Annotated in this window: 13 protein-coding genes; 8 read left to right on the top strand and 5 right to left on the bottom strand. The window is 41.5% G+C overall.

Annotated features, from left to right (window positions below):
- Positions 1 to 9 precede the first annotated feature (9 nt).
- The 5 genes from BM095_RS04380 (at position 10) to BM095_RS04360 (ending at position 6,150) form a co-directional block, all read left to right on the top strand.
- A complete protein-coding gene (locus tag BM095_RS04380; RefSeq protein ID WP_091658072.1) occupies positions 10 to 1,365 on the top strand; it encodes a sigma-54-dependent transcriptional regulator in 1,356 nt (451 codons plus the stop codon).
- Between the two features lie 144 nt (positions 1,366 to 1,509).
- Positions 1,510 to 2,493, top strand: a complete 984-nt coding sequence (locus tag BM095_RS04375; protein WP_091658070.1) for a TAXI family TRAP transporter solute-binding subunit — start codon at positions 1,510 to 1,512, stop codon at positions 2,491 to 2,493.
- A gap of 1 nt (position 2,494) precedes the next feature.
- The gene (locus tag BM095_RS04370) at positions 2,495 to 2,977 is read left to right on the top strand and encodes a DUF1850 domain-containing protein (protein WP_177194687.1); all 483 of its coding nucleotides are present in this window, start codon (positions 2,495 to 2,497) and stop codon (positions 2,975 to 2,977) included.
- A gap of 5 nt (positions 2,978 to 2,982) precedes the next feature.
- Positions 2,983 to 4,965, top strand: a complete 1,983-nt coding sequence (locus BM095_RS04365) for a TRAP transporter permease (RefSeq protein WP_091658065.1) — start codon at positions 2,983 to 2,985, stop codon at positions 4,963 to 4,965.
- Between the two features lie 513 nt (positions 4,966 to 5,478).
- Positions 5,479 to 6,150 (top strand): adenine nucleotide alpha hydrolase family protein, encoded by a 672-nt coding sequence (locus tag BM095_RS04360; protein WP_245757807.1) that lies wholly within the window; start codon positions 5,479 to 5,481, stop codon positions 6,148 to 6,150.
- 136 nt (positions 6,151 to 6,286) lie between these two features.
- Here the strand turns inward: BM095_RS04360 and BM095_RS04355 are convergent, their stop codons facing one another.
- Positions 6,287 to 6,535, bottom strand: a complete 249-nt coding sequence (locus BM095_RS04355) for a hypothetical protein (protein WP_091658062.1) — start codon at positions 6,533 to 6,535, stop codon at positions 6,287 to 6,289.
- Positions 6,536 to 6,739: 204 nt separating this feature from the next.
- On the opposite strand from BM095_RS04355, the gene BM095_RS04350 reads away from it, so the two are divergent.
- Positions 6,740 to 7,408, top strand: coding sequence for an adenine nucleotide alpha hydrolase family protein (locus BM095_RS04350; protein ID WP_091658059.1), 669 nt, complete (start codon positions 6,740 to 6,742; stop codon positions 7,406 to 7,408).
- 55 nt (positions 7,409 to 7,463) lie between these two features.
- On the opposite strand, the gene BM095_RS04345 is transcribed toward BM095_RS04350, so the two are convergent.
- Positions 7,464 to 8,456, bottom strand: a complete 993-nt coding sequence (locus BM095_RS04345; RefSeq protein WP_091658056.1) for a zinc-binding dehydrogenase — start codon at positions 8,454 to 8,456, stop codon at positions 7,464 to 7,466.
- Between the two features lie 223 nt (positions 8,457 to 8,679).
- Between BM095_RS04345 and BM095_RS04340 the strand changes: the two genes are divergently transcribed.
- Entirely contained in the window at positions 8,680 to 9,696 is a 1,017-nt protein-coding gene (locus tag BM095_RS04340) for a phosphotransferase enzyme family protein (RefSeq protein ID WP_091658054.1), read from the top strand.
- Between the two features lie 127 nt (positions 9,697 to 9,823).
- Positions 9,824 to 10,921, top strand: coding sequence for an S-layer homology domain-containing protein (locus BM095_RS04335; RefSeq protein WP_177194686.1), 1,098 nt, complete (start codon positions 9,824 to 9,826; stop codon positions 10,919 to 10,921).
- 339 nt (positions 10,922 to 11,260) lie between these two features.
- Here BM095_RS04335 and BM095_RS04330 read toward each other — a convergent pair whose 3' ends face one another.
- From BM095_RS04330 to BM095_RS04320, 3 genes are all read right to left on the bottom strand, one after another.
- Positions 11,261 to 12,853, bottom strand: coding sequence for an amidohydrolase (locus BM095_RS04330; protein WP_091658048.1), 1,593 nt, complete (start codon positions 12,851 to 12,853; stop codon positions 11,261 to 11,263).
- A gap of 181 nt (positions 12,854 to 13,034) precedes the next feature.
- The gene (locus tag BM095_RS04325; protein WP_407639133.1) at positions 13,035 to 14,270 is read right to left on the bottom strand and encodes a CynX/NimT family MFS transporter; all 1,236 of its coding nucleotides are present in this window, start codon (positions 14,268 to 14,270) and stop codon (positions 13,035 to 13,037) included.
- 122 nt (positions 14,271 to 14,392) lie between these two features.
- Positions 14,393 to 14,584 (bottom strand): hypothetical protein, encoded by a 192-nt coding sequence (locus BM095_RS04320; RefSeq protein WP_091658047.1) that lies wholly within the window; start codon positions 14,582 to 14,584, stop codon positions 14,393 to 14,395.
- Positions 14,585 to 14,616 lie beyond the last annotated feature (32 nt).

Raw genomic sequence — 14,616 nt, 5'->3', positions numbered from 1 at the left:
AGGTGCGATATGGCCAATATTCTTATTATTGATGATGAGCCATCCATTTGTTCTGCTTTGGAGTTTGCGTTAGAAGATGAGTACAGTGTGACAAGTACGACAGACCCCGATAAAGGCCTTCAATGGATGAACGAGAATACGATTCATTTATGTTTATTAGATTTGAAAATAGGGAATCGGGATGGCTTGGAAATACTAACTGAAGTGAAAAAGCGTCATCCTGATACGCTAGTAGTAATGATCACCGCTTATGGTTCCATTGACTCGTCTGTTGAGGCTTTACAAATGGGGGCCTACTCTTATTTAACCAAACCGATCAATACGGAAGAGTTAAACTCAGTCATTGAAAAAGCACTTCATTACAGTGAACTTAATCGAAGAGTAGAGTACCTTACGGAAGAATTAGAGAGAAAGTATAACGAGGAAGGCATGATTGGGACAAGCCGATCAATGACTGAAGTGTACCAGATGATTCACAAGGTGAAAGAAGTAGATACGAATGTATTAATCACTGGAGAAAGCGGCACAGGAAAAGAACTCGTAGCCCGTTCCATTCATTTTTCAGGGAAGAGAAGGCAAGGCCATTTGGAAACCATTAATTGTGCAGCAATTCCTGAGAATTTGCTTGAAAGTGAATGGTTTGGTTATGAAAAAGGAGCTTTTACAGGCGCTGAGGGAAAAAAGCAAGGTAAATTCCAACTGGCTGATGGTGGAACGATCTTTCTTGATGAAATTGGAGATATGCCCTTATCTTTGCAGGCAAAACTATTAAGAGTTCTTCAATTAAAAGAAGTTACGCCATTGGGGTCAAATAAAACAGAAAAAGTAGACGTGCGAGTGATTGCAGCAACTAACAAAGATTTGCAGCAAGCAGTAAAAGATGGATCCTTTAGAGAAGATTTATACTTTCGCCTTCACGTCATCCAAATCGAACTTCCTCCGCTACGAGAGAGGAAAGAGGATTTGCCTTATTTAATCAAACACTATTTAACGATATATAACAACGAAATGGGAATGAGAATAAAAGGATTATCAAAAGAAGCGGAAGAATGTCTCTTTCAATATCATTTCCCGGGAAATGTACGAGAACTGGCAAACATTGTCGAAGCTGCGATGGTAATGGCGGATGGAGAAATAATAGAAAAAACAAACTTACCTTCCTACGTGCAAGGAGTACACATGTCGCCGTTATCGAAAGAGGAAGCAGCAGAAGCGTTTGTAGGAATGACGATGAAAGACGTGGAAAAAAGAATCATAGAAGCTACGTTAAAAGCAAATGATGGACATCGAAAGCGAACAGCATCAATGCTTGGAATTAGTGAACGCAGCCTTCGTGACAAAATAAAAACATACGATCTCTCTTAAATGAAACGGCAAAAGATGCCACTTCGGCATTATTTGCCGTTTTTATAATGTTCAAAGAGAGTAAAAAAACTGAATTGAAAGCGTTTTTATTTTGGCATAAATATTGCAATGTAATGATGTAGTAATAAATAAGGGGGAAACAACATGAAAAAATTATTGACGGCAGTGTTATCCAGTGCGCTCTTACTTACGGCTTGTGGGGAAGATGGAAGTCAGTCAGCCGATGGAGGAAATTCCGGTGGAGCAAGTACTAGTATTTATACAATAGCTACAGGCGGTACGTCCGGAGTATATTATCCAATCGGAGGTGCGATTGCAAATATTTTGGAAGAGAGTGAAGTAGCAGATACTTCTGTACAAGCAACAGGAGCTTCTGTAGAAAACATTAATCTCTTAGATACAAATCGAGCGGAGCTGGCATTAGTAATGTCAGATAGTGCATTACAAGCGTACGAAGGAAGTGGCGCGTTTGAAGAAGAAGAACCTCGAGAGCATTTGACAGCTATCGGAAACCTTTATCCGAACTATGTGCAAGTAATTGCTCCTGCAGATTCTGGCATTGAAAGTGTTGCTGATTTAGAAGGGAAAAAAGTCGGTGTTGGTGCAGCCGCGTCCGGTACAGAGCTTAACGCACGCCTTATCTTGGAAGCGTATGGCTTAAGCTATGATGACATTGAAGAAGATTATCTTTCTTTCGCTGAATCTGTAGACCAAATGAAAAACGGTATGATTGATGCAGCTTTCATTAACAGTGGGGTACCGAATTCAGCTGTTATCGATTTCTCTACTCAAAATGATGTGAATGTGCTTCCGATCGAAGGAGAGGAAATGCAAGCTCTGTTAGATAAATATCCATTCTTCCAAGAAGGGGTAATTGAAGCTGGAGTATATGAGAATGAGGAAGATATAAATACAGCAATTATTCAAAATGTGTTAATGGTAAACTCCGAACTAGGTGAAGAGGAAGTATATAATCTCACGAAATCTATTTTCGATAACATTGAGTCCTTGCAAAACGCTCACAATGCTGCAGCTGATGTTTCGCTTGAAGGGTCGGCAGATGGTGTTGTTATACCTCTCCACCCTGGCGCTGAAAAGTACTACCAAGAAGAAGGTGTGCTTGAATAGAATGAATTGGTATAAGGATGGAAAGGCCTCTGTGAAGGCCTTTTCATCCATCCTATTAGCATTACCTATATTGCTTGCTTCCTGTCAATCCACTGAGTATTGGGTTGTAGTCAAGCACCAGGAGACGGGTGAGACATATTGGGAAGAAGAAGCGGAAATAGGAGAAAAAATCACTATCAGTTGGACTCATTCCGTTGAAAAAACATTATGGGAGGACCAATTGAAAGTAGACGAAGAAGGAGAATTAATCCTTACGCAAACTCGCTTTCAATCTTATGGAGCGGGTGTAGATCATGAAAATGATGAAAAGGTCACGTTTAAAGATGGAAACGTTGTCTATGAAGATATCAACAAAAAGTTAGACTGCTATCAATGGATTCATTCGCATGATGCAGAACACAAGGTTACTTTCCGTGAGGAGCACTCGCTTATGAAAGAATTACCTCATCATGAACCAATCGAAATATGTATAGAAAGTAGGTGAACGGGATGGAAAAAAAGGAGAAAAACGTTACGTATGATCCTGACCTCACCCCGGACAACAGTGTAGATGAAGAAACATTAAGAAAATATGACAGTGAGTCACGATTTCGTACATTTAAGAATCCATTAGTACCAAAAATAGTCACTATACTAGCCGTGTTTTTATCTGTTTATCATTTATATACTTCTTATGCCGGGATGCCGCAGACTCTTCAGCATCGCTCCTTGCATGTGGCAGTGGTACTTGCCTTAATATTTATTCTTTACCCGCCTTTTAAAAAGTCGAAATCAAAAAAAGTACCGATTTATGACATTGCATTTGCTCTTATCGCATTTTCTACCACCATTTATTTCTTTATCGATTACACAGCAATCATGAATCGCGGAGGACTGCCGAACAGTACCGACTTAATTTTTGGTATTATTCTCGTATTGCTTGTATTAGAGGCAGCTAGACGTGTGACAGGCTGGGCTCTCCCTACCCTAGCCATACTGTTTTTCCTCTATGGAATGTTCGGAAACTTAATGCCTGGTATTTTCCGTCATCGCGGATATACATGGGAAGATTTAGTTGGTTTTATGTATGTGACAACCGAAGGGGTTTACGGTACAGCTATTGGAGTTTCTGCGACTTATATATTCTTATTTATTTTATTTGGAGCTTTTCTTGGAAAATCAGGGATGGGTCAATTTTTCAATGATTTGGCATTAGCTGTAGCAGGACAGTCAAAAGGCGGTCCAGCAAAAGTGAGTGTAATCGCTTCAGGTTTTCTTGGCAGTATTAATGGCTCTGCTATTGCGAATGTTGTAACTACCGGTTCATTCACTATACCGCTCATGAAGAAAATTGGGTATAAACGAAACTTTGCCGGAGCCGTGGAAGCTGCAGCTTCGGTAGGAGGTCAAATTTTACCTCCTATTATGGGGGCATCGGCATTTATTATGGCCGAAATGTTAGGCATACCATATAAGGACATTGCATTGGCTGCGTTGCTTCCGGCTATATTATTTTACGTAGCAAGCATTGTTCAAATTCATTTGAGAGCTACGAAAGAAGGATTGCAAGGTATTTCTCGAGATAACTTGCCGCAAGTGAAGCAAGTAATGAAAGAACGAGGACACTTGCTTATTCCATTGCTGTTTTTAATGTATATGTTGTTTTTCAGTGGTCGCACGATTATCTTCTCTGCATTGCTGACGATCGTTGTAACAGTCGTAGTAGCCATGTTTAGAAAAACAACCAGAATGTCGTTGAAGGATATTGTGGAAGCCCTTGAGGAAGGGGCTCGTACGGCGCTTGCTGTTGCTATTGCCTGTGCCGCTGTTGGGATCATAGTTGGTGTCGCCACAATGACTGGTTTTGGTATTAAGCTTGCCAACGCCATTGTCACATTAGGAGGAGCCAACTTATTGCTGACACTGATCTTCACGATGCTTGCATGTATCGTGTTAGGAATGGGACTTCCAAGTATCCCAACATATATCATTACTGCAACGATGGCTGCGCCTGCCTTGGTGGAGCTTGGAATTCAACCACTAGTTGCTCATTTATTTGTATTTTATTTTGGTATTTTCGCAAACATTACGCCACCGGTTGCTCTTGCTGCTTTTGCCGCAGCAGGTATAGCAGGCGGGCAAGCCATGAGGACAGGGTTCATATCGATGAAACTGGCAATAGCAGGGTTCATCGTACCTTACTTGTTCGTATTTAATGAGTCTCTTTTACTCACAAATACGACGTTAGGAGAAGGCATTGTTGTTGTTATTACGTCCGTGCTAGGGGTAATCATGCTCGGAACAGCAACAGAAGGATTTTTTATGACACATATAAACCCGCTGCTGCGCGTTTTATTATTCGCAGGGGCCTTGATGTTTATGACCCCGGCACTCCTTCAAGATATTATTGGATTATCTATCATTATCGTCGTTGTCGGCTTGCAGTGGCTGAGAGCGAAGAAAGAAGGAGTTGCGTCCTTAAAAGCAATCTAAATACGATGAAGGGCTGGGACATAACTAGCCAAACATGACTTGAAAAGGGTTCCAATCATCAATTCTTGATGGTTGGAACCTTTTCTGATTTGAATGTTTGTCATCATCTCAGGTAGGATTTGTCTTCTCGGCGAAGGTATCCTTTTTGTGGGAAAATGAATACTTTCCATCTATAAACGCATGGATTGTCAAAAATCATGAGACGCCTGCGGGAAAAGCAAGAGCGGAAGATCCACCGACGATGGTTTTCCGTCGGTTAGCTGACGCCTTGCCCGAGGCAAGCGAATGTATTTTTATACAATCTATACTTAGACGCAGAACACACTCACTTATTGTGAGCGCATTATTCATTTACTGGGTTTGGTCCCAGGCTCTTTTACGTGCTTCGGGCATATGGACCTCCTTTTCAGGGAAAAGTGTTAGTACATAGTTAATGACATTTGAAAAAATAGCATGTTATGAGTAACGCAAGACTATAATGAAGGTGGAAAATGAATAGAAAAGTGGGGCGTCATGATGAATGGCATGAATCCAGCGGAAGAACGAATCCTTGTGTGCGTTGATTATGGACATACCGGGAGAAAATTAATCAGACGTGGCGGCTATCTAGCCCGAAAATTAAATGCTGAGCTCATTATATTGGTTTTCGATTCCTTGCCTGATGAAGAGTATGAATATCACAAAGAAGTCGATATTCCCATTTTTAAGCAGTTGGCAAAGAAATATGGGGCAAAAGTGATCATAAAGAAAGCAAAAGCTATTGATATCACAAATGTTGTGATAGACACTGCTCGTAAGGAAGAAGTTACTCAAGTCATCATCGGCCAAGCTGCGGAAAGTGTATGGACTCATTTGCTCGGTCGCTCCATCATTGATTTATTATTAAAAGAGCTGCCTGATGCAGATTTACATGTCGTACCTAAGGAGCGATCGGAAGAAGAAGAGGATTGGGAATATGCGAAAGGAAGAAAGGCTTATTTATTCAAAAGGGATGATGGTACGTACACGTTAAAAGATACAGACCCAAATGAGAGAGCGAATTATGAGGGAGTGTTTTTCAGGCACATACACACTGACTTTGATAATGGAATTTTTGCTTTCGTAGCAAATGAGGATAAGACGATAGAGGTAAGAGTGAAAGAAGGCATTGTTTATTCTCTCAAAGACATAGAAGAGGATACGTAAGAATAAGAGAAAAAGAGGAAGGCGCCTGTCCGTCGTGACAAGCGCGGAAGAGACCCTGCTGGGACAGAACATGGTTTCTCTAACATCTGAGTAACGGCTGTCCCTGCTTTCGACAGCCTTCTCCTTTCTCTATGACCTACCCGACGCGAGACGGAGCAGGTACCGACTTCTGATTGATACCATTTTTTCGTCCCTTCTCATAGCCAGTCACGAATGCTTCATCGACAGAAAGATCAGCTAGTTCGAAAGCTGCTTCAAGACACTCATCTAGTAAACGGTTGTCGACTTCCTTCTCTTTCAGTTCTGCTTGAAGGATGTGGAGTGCTTCTGTATACTTTTCCCACTTGTCTTCAAACAAAATATGCCGTACAGGAAGTTCTTGCATATTTATCCCTCCTACCTAAATGGTATGGTGTTGTCCGGTCTTGTATTCTATTTCTATTCTAAACAAGAAGGGAGAATTCTAAACAAATGGAAGGCAATAAAGATTTTAAGTCTAGGAAAGTATGATTATTTGTTTATTTAATAAAAAATTTGTAAGATACAAGTAGAGAAAATCATATCCTGATCACGAAGCGGGGGCTGGCCAATGAATGTGAATCCTGAAGAAGAGCGCTTGTTAGTGTGTGTTCGTTATGGCTATACAGGAAGAAAACTGATAAAAAGAGGAGGACATCTGGCAAGGAAATTAAACGCTGACCTAACGATTCTCATCTTTGATGCGATGCCTGATGATGAGTATGCTTATCACAAGGAGATAGATATTCCTATTTTTAAGCAGCTTGCCAAGGAATATGGGGCAAAAGTAATCATAAAAAAAGCTCGTTCCTTTGACATTACTAGAGTGATAGCAAAAGCCGCGGAAAAAGAAAAAGCCACTCAAATTGTTATAGGGCAAGTGGTAGAGAGCGTGTTGACGAACTTGTTAGGTCGTTCCATCGTAGATGTGCTCCTAAAAAAACTTCCGAACGCAGATCTTCATGTTGTCCCAATTGAAAGGTCTTTCGGCACAGAGTTTGATTATGATCTTGGAACGAAAGCGTATTTATTGGAAAAGCCAGACGGTACTTATCATATGACATTCATTGATCCAAAACATCGAGCTGCAAAGCAAGGTATCTTTTTTAAATCGCTGCACACCGATTTTAATAATGGAATATTTGCGTATCATACGGAAGACGATCAAATTATTGAGACGAGAGTCAAAGAAAATATTGTTTATTCCTTAGAAGATATCGATGTGGATGAAGATCATTAACGAAGGAAGCGGAGAACAAGGGAGTTCTTGTCCTCCGCTTTTTTACGTCTTTGGATTAGGAAATGACAAAGCCGATTTTTCCAAACTGTTCCGCCTCGTCTAACCGTTGAAATGCCTCTTTGTATTGATGTAATGCGTATGTTTTATCCATCACAGGCTTAATATGATGTGTTTCAATAAATTGAAGCATTTCTTTGTACTCTTCTCCGCTCCCCATCGTAGAGCCGAGCATGTTAAACTGTCCATAGAAAAATGTACGCAAATTTATTTTAATCTCGTCACCTGCAGACGCTCCAAATGTAACAAGAGTACCACCTGTTCGAACTTGTGACAGGGACTGATTAAACGTGGCAGCTCCGACTGATTCAATAACCAAGTCCATTTTTTCACCGTTTAGTTCTTTTTCCCAATCACTATTGCTGTTTATTGCTCTGTCGGCTCCTAGCTCAAGCGCTTGTTGAAGTTTTGTTTCTGAACGGGAAGTAACGTACACTTCGGCGCCAGCTGCTTTCGCAAACTGCAGCAAAAATGTCGCGACACCGCTTCCGATTCCAGGAATGAGTACTTTCATGCCTGGTTTTACGTCTCCTCTTGTGAATAACGCTCGGTAAGCTGTAAGGGCAGGAAGCGATAAGACCCCAGCTTCTTCCCAAGTTAAGTGAGAAGGCTTTGTAACTGCATTTTCCGCTGGAATTACAATTTGTTCGGCAAACGTTCCATCGTCTGGCAGCCCGATAATTTCAAAGCCTTTTGGGGGGGCATCGCTATTTTTATGCCAACCCAATCCGGGGTTTATTACTACTTCATCTCCAGGGCGAATCCCTGCTACACCTTCACCTACTGATTCCACGATACCCGCCCCATCGGAACCAAGGACGAGGGGAGGATCTTCTGGCTTGTGACGATGGAGCACAAACAGGTCTCTATGGTTCAAACCAGCTGCTTTTACATTCACTCTCACTTCACCAGCTGATGGAGAAGGTGCTTCGGCATCACGATAAGACAAGCCTTCCATTCCTGGCGTTTTTTCATGAATTAATGCTTTCATTTCTATCACTCCTGCGTTATTATTCCATTGCCATCGTACCATAAAAAAGATTCTGACGACGATAGGAATGTGCTGGAGACCGCTGACAACGTCCGCGAATCATATTATCCTAGAAGAGACAAGCTTTCATACGCCGCTAGTTAAGTGGACGTTGGAAACGCTACAGGGAAGGAGTAATAGAATTTGCCCGCTATATACTGAATAAGAAAGGAGGCATCTATAAATGACGCAGTCAAGTACGGCAGCTGGTGAAGATTCTTTTATAAAATATAAAGAAATAGCCAAACGAGCTATCTTCCATTATCCGGGTAATGATCAGGCAACAGTAGAGTTACTAGATTACTCCGAAAACTATACATACCTTGTAACCAATAACGAAAATAGGAAGAAAAAAATACTGCGTGTCTGCCGCCCGAATTATCATTGCAAACTACAAATTGAGAGTGAGCTGAAATGGATCCAAGCCGTCGATGAGCAAGTGCCTGTCGAAGTGCCCATTCCTATTGAAGGCAAAAATGGGAAACTCATACAAACGATTAATATGGAGAATGATCCTTTTGAATATTATTGTGTCATGTTTACTTTTTTAGAAGGAGAAGCACCAGACGAAAAGAAAGAAGAAGAATTAATGATTCAATTTGAGAGGTTAGGAGAAATCACAGCTCGACTTCACAACCATACGCAACACTGGAAGGAAGCCGCTACCTTACATAGGGAGTCGTGGGATTTCGATGCGATTCTTGGGGACCATCCTAAGTGGGCACGATGGCAGGATGGGATTGGTATTACTCCAGAAATAAAGGAACTGTTCCAAAATGTTTCGAATATAGTAAAACATCGTTTGGAACGATTCGGGAAAGGACCGGATCGTTTCGGTTTAATTCATGCGGATCTACGTTTGGCAAATCTATTAATAGAAGGAAAATCAATAAAAGTGATTGACTTTGATGACTGTGGGTTCGGCTGGTATCTATTTGACTTAGGAGCAGCCTTAAGTTTCATCGAACACAAACCATATGTTCCTCATCTCGTTCGAGCGTGGGTGAAAGGATATCGTAAATGGAGAGCGCTCTCTAAGGAAGAAGTAAATGAAATTCCGACATTTATTATGATGAGACGTCTTATGCTTATTTCCTGGATCGGCAGCAGAAATAATAACACAACGAAAGAATTAGGAGAAGAGTATACAAAACAAACGATTCCGCTAGCAAACAAATACGTAAAAGACTTTAAAGAATAGTAGAACTAGTAGTTACAAATATAGATAGATCGGGTACAGATGAAATAACTCGCTGTCTACATGTTGTACGTCATATGATGAAATGATTGGAATTTCTATTTTTCCTTTGAAGGAGAGGGGAATGTGTATGCTTAAAAAAGCAAAGTTGTGGCTTGTTACAGGTGCCGTATTTATGGGGTTGACGCCGGTTGTCGAGGCGGAAAGAAGTTTCCAAGACATCCCGGAGTCCTACTGGGCTTATGAAGAGATGGAGGAAATGGCGGAAAAAGGGATCGTAAATGGTTATCCGGATGGTACATATCGACCGCAAACCCCTGTCACTAGGTCACAAAGTGCTGTCATTATTGGACGAGCTCTTGAGATAGACGTAGGAGGACGGCCAGATCCCGGTTTTGAAGATGTTTCAAAAGAGATGAGCAGTTCTCCATATATTGCAGCCTTAGTCGAGGAAGGGGTATTCGATCAAGCGAGTCATTTTCGACCAGGGGAGAGCTTGACTCGAGCCCAAATGGCAAAGGTATTAACCGAAGCATTTGATTTAAAAGGAACAAGCAGTCACTCTTTCAGAGACGTGGATGAGGATCATTGGGCTTACAGTTATGTTAATACTTTGCTTTCTAATGACATCACGACCGGAACGTCACCAACGACATTCAGCCCAAACGATCCGGTAACACGTACACATCTAGCAGTGTTTATTTATCGTGTACTAGACGAGGAAAGTGATGAGCCTCCTCAGGAGGATCCCCCTGATGAAGAGGATACCGAGGAGCCAGGAAACAACCAACCTAGTGTTATAGAAAATATCGATGATATCCGTGAGGCTTACAGTAGTGAGATGACAACGATGGAAGCGGAAGTCTTACGCTTAGTGAACGATATTCGCAGGGAGCATGGCTTGCAACCTTTGAAAGCGGAGCCGGATGCTGTGCGTTTATCACGTTTTAAATCAGAGGAGATGAGAGATCAAAATTACTTTGATCACGTTTCACCTGATTATGGTATGGACATTGGTTATGACGAAACATTTGATGCTCCTATACAAATCCACGGTTCGAACATTGCAGCCGGTCAGCCTACCCCTGAAGCAGTCGTCGATGCGTGGATGAACAGTCCGGGGCACCGTGAGAATATATTAAGAGATTATTATGATGGTATTGGTATCGGGCTTGCTGAGGGAGGAAGCTACGGGTATTATTGGACACAATTATTTACAGTAGATTGATAGGAGAGGATCTGGCTAATAAAATAAAACTGTCAAAAAATATATCAATATATATTTGCGTGAAAAAGGAGGCTGGCACAAAACTAGAATAGTCAACTCTAAAGACGAACGATCACATGTTGAAGGAGTCACCCGTTTCATAAACGCAGTGTATCAGCGTAGTCAAAATACGTAGACTCCAGCGGGAACAGCACGAGCTGAAGATCCCGCAGGAAAGCCGTTTTCGCTTTCCTAGGAAGCTGAAGCCGTGCCCGCGGAAAGCGAAGTATTTTGACAAAGCGACAACATAAGTTGTTCGGATTTATCTTTCATTTAAATACTTTTGTCCCAGCCTCTTCCTTATTGTTTACTCCAATGAAAACTTCCACCAATCATGGTAGCTTCTACGCTCATTTCTAACAGTTCTTCCGGAGGGACATCTAAAATGGGTTTGTCTAAAATGATAAGGTCAGCCACTTTTCCTGATTCAATACTGCCTTTCCAGTCTTCTTCAAAACTGGCATAGGCTCCGTTGATCGTATACTGTTCAATGGCTTCATAAATAGAAATTTTTTGGTTTTCCCCGACACTTTGTCCTGACTTTGTTTTTCTTGTTACGGCAGCGTAAAGGCCAACAAAAGGATTAACAGTAGTGACCGGATTATCTGAACCGATAGCGGGGCGGACTCCTAAATCAACAAGATCACGTGCTGGGAACATATCATGTACACGTTCGCCGTAATCTTTCAGGTAACCATCCCCGAACTCATAGAGAAAAGCCGGGTTTAGAATAGGAGTTGCTTTTGCTTGTTTTATTCTTTCTCTCAGATCAGCTGGGGCGATGCCGCAGTGTTCAATCCGATGTCGAAGCCCCTCTTCACTTATTTCGTTGGCTTTCTCAATACAATGTAAGAGCATGTTGACTCCTTTATCCCCCATCGCATGAGAAGTGATTTGATTTCCCATTCTACTCGCTTTTACAAGCGTTTGTTCCAGTTCTTCCTGTGTATAATAAAGAACTCCGGAGTCTTCAGGATCACTGGTGTAAGGGTCGCGAGTGGCAGCTGTCGGACCGCTGCTGCTTCCGTCAATAAATAGCTTAGCAGGACCGACAGTTAAATGACGATCTCCCATTCTTGTAAGTAAGCCGCCTTCTAGTGCTCTTTCTAGTACTTCCCTCGAACGGCTGAGCGATCCCATCATCATATATAAGCGAGTGGGAATACTATTATTAAGAACCCCTTTCTGCAGCCATTGAAAATGAATATTTCCATACCCTCCGGCTTCGTGCACACTTGTTATCCCGTTCTCTAAGTATTCCCCGGAAGCTAGCTCGTAACCTTTCATAATTTCTGATTCGCTGTACTGGGAAAATTCATACATATCCATATGAATCGACTCGAATAATTGCCCGTTAATGATCCCATTTTCACGGCCAAGTTTGCCGCCTTCCGGGTCTGGAGCGTCATCGGCTAATCCGAAGCGGGAGAGGGCTTCACTATTCACAACGGAAATATGATTACATGTCCTTGTTATCATAATAGGATGATCAGTAGAAACTTCGTCAAGCTCCCAACGTGTAGGATGTCTTTGTTCGGTTAATTGTTTATGATTGTATCCCCAACCGCGTATCCATTCCCCGGCAGGAGTATCAGCGGCTCGCTTAGACAAGGATGCTTGGATGTCTTCAATCGAGTGTAACTCTTTACAATTCACACCTAACTTATTCGTGCCATTGATCTCAATATGGGCGTGCGAATCAATAAATCCGGGTAGCAAGCTGTTTCCTTCTAAATCTATTCGTTTTGTTTGTTCATCCGCATAAGCTAAAATTTCCTCATTAGCCCCTGTATCTAAAATTGTCTCTCCTTTTATTGCGACAGCCTGATGGATATTACGGTTGGCATCCGCTGTTACTATTTGTCCATTATAAAATACGATGTCCGCTCTCATGAGGACTCCCCCTTCTCCCAATTACACATTTTTCTATGGTTATCAGTAAGTATATAGGGACCGTTCGTTTATTGTCAAAATAGATTAAAAATATATTTTATTTTTATATCAGATCGTAAACTACATAAAAAAGCCGCACTCTACGTGATGGATCTCACGTACGAGAGCGACATTCCACTAATTATGACTCAGGGAGAACATAGCGGTTTCTGGATGCTTTTAATCCGGCAGTAAGAATGATAAGCACAGCAACAAATAATACAATAAGGAACGGTTTCCAAGTTCCGAATACGTCATACAAAAAGCCCATAAATATAGGTCCTGTTGCTGCAAGTAAATATCCAAATGACTGAGCCATTCCTGATAGCATGGCTGCATGCTTTGCGTTTGCCGCTCTGAGACTTAAGAGAGTGAGCGATAAACTGATGGCGGCTCCTTGAGAAATGCCCATCAGAAGTACGGAGATAATAATAACGGTAAAATTAGAAATGAAGAGAAGTCCGAAAATACCAATGATATACAATGTACAAATAGTAATGACAATCGGAGACTGATTCTCCAACTTATCCGCCAGGATAGGAGTGAAAAAACTAAATGGTATCCCGATCAGTTGAAGAAGAAATAACATCCAGCCGCCTATTGTTAAGCTAACATTTAATTCTTGCAAGACATCAGGAATCCAAGTAATCAAAGAGTAAAATAAGAACGATTGAAACCCCATGAATAGAGTGACTTGCCATGCTAAAGGGGAAGACCAGATCGATCTTCTTGATTGTGGTTCCGTTTCTGGCTTCACTGTTTTATCTCTTTTTTTATCTTTTCTAATTTGAGGAAACCAAACGACTAATGCTAAAAGTGCCATTAGTGACCAAACTCCGAGTGTGATTTCCCAGCCAAGTCCTATGTTTTCAGAGAGAGGGATGCTTACACCTGAGCCAAGACTTGCGAATAACCCCATTGTCGCTGTATAGAGACTTGTCATAATACCGACTTTTTTGGGGAAGCTAGATTTAATAATACCTGGAAGTAGAACATTGCAGATAGCAATACCAATCCCCACCATAGCCGTCCCTAGAAATATAACCGCTATAAAACCGGTAGCTCGTATAGCTGCGCCTGTCGTTAATATAAGTAACGCTATAAAAATAGCGGTGTGATTTCCGTATCGTAATCCAAGTCTCGGAGCCAGGAGAGAAAATACGGCGAAAGAAAGCAACGGTATAGTAGTCAGGAGTCCAGCTGCGCTATTACTCATACCAGTATCTTCCCGAATAATAGGTACGAGTGGCCCGACTGCTGTAATGGCGGGTCTTAAATTAAAAGCAACAAAAATAACTCCAGCTATTAATAAAAACTGGCGTTTTCTCTGTTCCTCTTCTTCTGTTTGTTGAGACGAGAGAGAAGTCATAAATTTCATAAGTTCCTTTCTACGAATAGTGGCGTGCATTATTACCATTATATATCTTACCTAGAAGTAAAGAAAGCCGACGAAAAGACAATACTTTTCGTCGGCATCACGTCCGAGTTTAGAATTAAACATTAAGCATACTGTTGGAGATGCTGGTTGCGGCAAATTTCTTCGTATGCATCAACTAACTTGGTTAAAGCTTCTTTCCTTGTTTCTGGATCAATACTGCCTTCTTTACGGATGGTGTGTGATAAAGCAAGAAAACTAACATGTGGATTGGAAGAGGATAGCATGAGTTCAACGTACAGCTTGTCATCTTTCATTTGAAAGCCCCCTATTTCTAGCTGGTAAAATA

This window comes from Alteribacillus iranensis, from assembly GCF_900113025.1.
GTDB lineage: Bacteria > Bacillota > Bacilli > Bacillales > Marinococcaceae > Alteribacillus_A > Alteribacillus_A iranensis.
Note: the sequence above shows the minus strand (reverse complement) of the source record. Positions and strands in the feature narration are given on the sequence as shown.

Coding starts and splice junctions, on each gene's coding strand:
- BM095_RS04380 (WP_091658072.1), top strand. CDS start 10: ATGGCCAATATTCTTATTATTGATGATGAGCCATCCATTTGTTCTGCT.
- BM095_RS04375 (WP_091658070.1), top strand. CDS start 1,510: ATGAAAAAATTATTGACGGCAGTGTTATCCAGTGCGCTCTTACTTACG.
- BM095_RS04370 (WP_177194687.1), top strand. CDS start 2,495: ATGAATTGGTATAAGGATGGAAAGGCCTCTGTGAAGGCCTTTTCATCC.
- BM095_RS04365 (WP_091658065.1), top strand. CDS start 2,983: ATGGAAAAAAAGGAGAAAAACGTTACGTATGATCCTGACCTCACCCCG.
- BM095_RS04360 (WP_245757807.1), top strand. CDS start 5,479: ATGATGAATGGCATGAATCCAGCGGAAGAACGAATCCTTGTGTGCGTT.
- BM095_RS04355 (WP_091658062.1), bottom strand. CDS start 6,535: ATGCAAGAACTTCCTGTACGGCATATTTTGTTTGAAGACAAGTGGGAA.
- BM095_RS04350 (WP_091658059.1), top strand. CDS start 6,740: ATGAATGTGAATCCTGAAGAAGAGCGCTTGTTAGTGTGTGTTCGTTAT.
- BM095_RS04345 (WP_091658056.1), bottom strand. CDS start 8,456: ATGAAAGCATTAATTCATGAAAAAACGCCAGGAATGGAAGGCTTGTCT.
- BM095_RS04340 (WP_091658054.1), top strand. CDS start 8,680: ATGACGCAGTCAAGTACGGCAGCTGGTGAAGATTCTTTTATAAAATAT.
- BM095_RS04335 (WP_177194686.1), top strand. CDS start 9,824: ATGCTTAAAAAAGCAAAGTTGTGGCTTGTTACAGGTGCCGTATTTATG.
- BM095_RS04330 (WP_091658048.1), bottom strand. CDS start 12,853: ATGAGAGCGGACATCGTATTTTATAATGGACAAATAGTAACAGCGGAT.
- BM095_RS04325 (WP_407639133.1), bottom strand. CDS start 14,270: ATGAAATTTATGACTTCTCTCTCGTCTCAACAAACAGAAGAAGAGGAA.
- BM095_RS04320 (WP_091658047.1), bottom strand. CDS start 14,584: ATGAAAGATGACAAGCTGTACGTTGAACTCATGCTATCCTCTTCCAAT.